This is a genomic window from Synechococcus sp. R3-13, assembly GCF_047462195.1.
Classification (GTDB): Bacteria; Cyanobacteriota; Cyanobacteriia; order Thermostichales; family Thermostichaceae; genus Thermostichus.
In genome coordinates this window covers 1-2,823 of the sequence record NZ_JANSIO010000199.1, presented here as the reverse complement: position 1 = coordinate 2,823, position 2,823 = coordinate 1, and the positions used below count along the sequence as shown (strand labels likewise).

The following is a 2,823-nucleotide window of genomic DNA, read 5'->3' as shown; positions in this document are numbered from 1 at the left end:
CCAGTTTCAGGGATCCCGGCAGCAGTCCGCAACACTATCCTGTAAGCTGGTTGGGTCAGAGGCCCTTCTGGTTTGTGATTTGTGCATCCAGGTCGCAGCTATCGCCGTCTCATTCCCTTCATTCGGCCCCATCTGTGGATGTTGTTGCTGGGGCTAACCTGTACCCTTGGCTTTGTGCTAACCATGCCCGCCCTCGCCTACTTGATCGAGTGGGTGGCCCGCTCCATCGGTGCCGGGGATCTGGGGCAATTGCGGATGCTGGCCTTGATTGGGGTGGTGTTTTTCTTGGTGCGCGGCGCTTTCCAATATGGCCAAGACACCCTGATGGCGAGGGCCTCCTTGCAAATGGTTTTGGAATTGCGCCAACAGATTTATGCCCACCTGCAGGCACTGGATGTGGACTATTTTTCCGGCAGCCGCACCGGCGATCTGGTCTATCGCCTCACGGGGGATCTGGATCGGGTGGGAGAGGTGGTGCAGCGGTTTTTCCATCGCTTCATCCCCAGCGTGCTCACCATCTTGGCGGTGGTGGCCTACCTGTTCTATCTCAACGGCATTCTCACCTTGACCACCTTGCTGATAGCCCCCCTGATGGGAGCCTTGATCAGTTGGTTTGGGGATCGCCTTTTGTTTCGCTCCCGCCTCAACCAAGAGAAGATGTCGGATTTGGCCGCCCTCTTGACAGAGGTGTTTGCCGGGATCAGCCTCACTCGCGCCTTTGCGGCTGAGGACTACGAAATTCGCCGCTTCAGTGCCATTGCCGAAAGCAACCGCCTGGCCCGGTTTCAGACCGAACAGATGAGAGCCATCCAAGACCCGGTGGTGGGCTTCCTGTACGCCATGAGCGTGTTGGGGGTGTTTTGGGTGGGCGGCTGGCAAATTAGCCAGGGCAACCTGACCGGCAGCCAGTTTCTCGGCTTTATCGCCGGTGTTGCGATGTTGATCGACCCTATTGTTCACATCACCAACAACTACAGCGAGCTGAAACAGGGTGAGGCTTCGGTGGAGCGGATTTTCGAGCTGCTAAACACCCGCTCCCAAATCCGGGAGCTGCCCGGGGCCCGCCCCATGCCTGCCATTCAGGGTTGGGTGGAGTTCGACCAAGTTTCCTTTGCCTACAAACCGGATCAGCCGGTGCTCAAACAGATCAGCTTTCAGGTGTCTCCCGGCGAGATTGTGGCCTTGGTGGGATCCTCCGGCGCCGGCAAATCCACCCTGGTGAGCCTGATTCCCCGCTTTTACGATCCCCAGCAGGGCTGCATCCGCATCGACGGCATCGACATCCGCACCGTCACCCTCAAGAGCCTGCGCCGGCAGATCGGCATTGTGCCGCAGGAGATCACCCTGTTTTCGGGAACCATTGCCAGCAACATCGCCTACGGACAAGAGCATTTTGACCTGGAAGCGGTACGCCAGGCGGCCCAGGTGGCCAACATCGACACCTTTATCGAGAGCTTGCCCGATGGCTACGCCACCCGCGTGGGAGAACGGGGGGTCACCCTCTCCGGTGGACAACGGCAACGGCTGGCCATTGCCCGCGCCGTGCTCCTCAGCCCCAAGATCTTGATCCTGGACGAGGCTACCTCTGCTTTGGACAACGAGTCAGAAGCGTTGGTGCAGGAAGCGCTGCAACGGCTGATGCAACGCTGCACCGTTTTTGTGATTGCCCACCGCCTCTCGACAGTGCGCACCGCCCACCGCATTTTCGTCTTGGAGCAGGGGCAATTGCTGGAGCAGGGAAATCACCGAGAATTGCTGGGCAAAGGGGGTCGCTACGCCCAGTTTCACCTGCGCCAGTTTCATTGAACCCTTGGCCTCTGGATCTCCTGGATCTCCCATGCCTGCCAGAAGGGCCGGTAAAACTCCGGATCCGCAGGCGCTCCCCCCGGGATCCCGCAGATGGCCGCTGCAAATTGCACGGCTCGTTGCACCAGAATCGCCTCCGGCCATCCCCGCAACAGCCCCAGGATGGCTACGGCGCTAAACGCATCTCCCGCCCCCACTGTATCCACCAGCTGAGGCGCAGGAACCGGGTCGGCCCGATAGACCTGAGCAGGGGTGATCAGCAGTGCGCCTGCCGCTCCCAGAGTCAAAAATAGACCTTTCAGGTTCAGGTGGGCCTGGAGGATCTGCCCTTGCTCCAGCACGTCTCCGGCAGGGATCCCTTCCAGTTGGGCCACTTGCTCCAGCTCTGCCTGGTTCAGCTTCAGCCAAGTGCAGGTGCGCAGCATCTCCTGGATGGCGTCTGGATGCCACCAGGGATCCCGCAGGTTGAGATCCAGAAACACGGGACAGCCCAAAGCGGGGATCCCCTCTTGAAAGTGGCGATGGGCTGCCTCCCGGCGGGCTGCCAAGCTGCCCCGGTAGAGCAGGCTGGGCTGGAGAGCTTGCAGAGCCCCGATATCCAGCTGGATGTAGTCGTAGGCTTGGTCGGGCAAGATGGCGAAGGTGGGGATCCCTTGCTCATCCAGGGTTACTTGAACCTTGCCGGTGGGGTGAACAGAATCCTGCTGCAGACCCTCCAGGCGCAGCCCCTGCCGTCGCAAGGCCCCCAGCAGCTCTCTGGCGGCCTCGTCTTGGCCAACACGACTGAGCAAGAGGGGATCGGATCCCAGCCCCTTGAGGTTCCAAGCCACATTCAAAGCTGCTCCGCCCAGCACAATCTCTGTGGGGAAGCAGTCGAAAAGCACCTCCCCCAAGATGAGCGGCAAACCCAGGGGCACATGAGAGGGATCCATCTTGAGCACTCAGCTAGAAATCGCAGGAGCCCCGTGCTGTACCGGTAGGATCAGTGTCGAGAGGAAAGTCCGCCTCCATGGTTAT

General features: G+C 60.2%; 2 protein-coding genes. One reads left to right on the top strand and one right to left on the bottom strand.

Features of this window, described 5'->3' with window-relative positions; translation table 11 throughout:
- Positions 1–81 precede the first annotated feature (81 nt).
- Positions 82–1,806 carry an ABC transporter ATP-binding protein gene (locus tag NW856_RS06095; protein WP_414399519.1) on the top strand — a complete coding sequence of 575 codons (1,725 nt, stop codon included), beginning with the start codon at positions 82–84 and terminating at the stop codon, positions 1,804–1,806.
- Here NW856_RS06095 and NW856_RS06090 read toward each other — a convergent pair.
- Complete coding sequence (locus NW856_RS06090) at positions 1,800–2,738, bottom strand: PfkB family carbohydrate kinase (RefSeq protein WP_414399518.1); 939 nt, start codon at positions 2,736–2,738, stop codon at positions 1,800–1,802. The genes NW856_RS06095 and NW856_RS06090 overlap by 7 nt on opposite strands.
- Between the last annotated feature and the right edge of the window lie 85 nt (positions 2,739–2,823).